Source organism: Propioniciclava soli, assembly GCF_014858005.1.
GTDB lineage: Bacteria > Actinomycetota > Actinomycetes > Propionibacteriales > Propionibacteriaceae > Propioniciclava > Propioniciclava soli.
The window spans coordinates 1-307 of sequence record NZ_JACYOT010000066.1 but is presented as its reverse complement, the minus strand read 5'-3'; the positions used below and the strand labels follow the sequence as shown (position 1 = coordinate 307).

The 307-nt window shown below is 75.2% G+C and carries 1 pseudogene; it reads right to left on the bottom strand.

Annotation, left to right across the window (positions count from 1 at the left end):
• Nucleotides 1-307: pseudogene (locus IFY26_RS17600) on the bottom strand (leader peptidase (prepilin peptidase)/N-methyltransferase); the annotation flags it as partial.

The following is a 307-nucleotide window of genomic DNA, read 5'->3' as shown; positions in this document are numbered from 1 at the left end:
GGGGCCGTAGGCGTGGCGGCTGCCGGGCTGGCGGGGTCGGGTGAACGCCCACCCGGCGGCGGTGAGGGTGCCGAGGAGGAACGCCAGCCAGGTGGCTGAGGCGCTGAGGGGGGCGGTGGTAAGCCCGATGAGGCCGGCGAGGCGGACGTCGCCGTAACCGAGCCCACCCCGACCGGCCTTGTTCAGGACCCAGAACAGGCCGTAGCTGACCGCCCAGCCGAGCGCTGCGGCGGCTGCGAGCAGCCACGCGCCGGTCAGCGCGGCGGTGGTCACGACGCCGAGGACGCTGGCGAGGAGGGTGAGCATG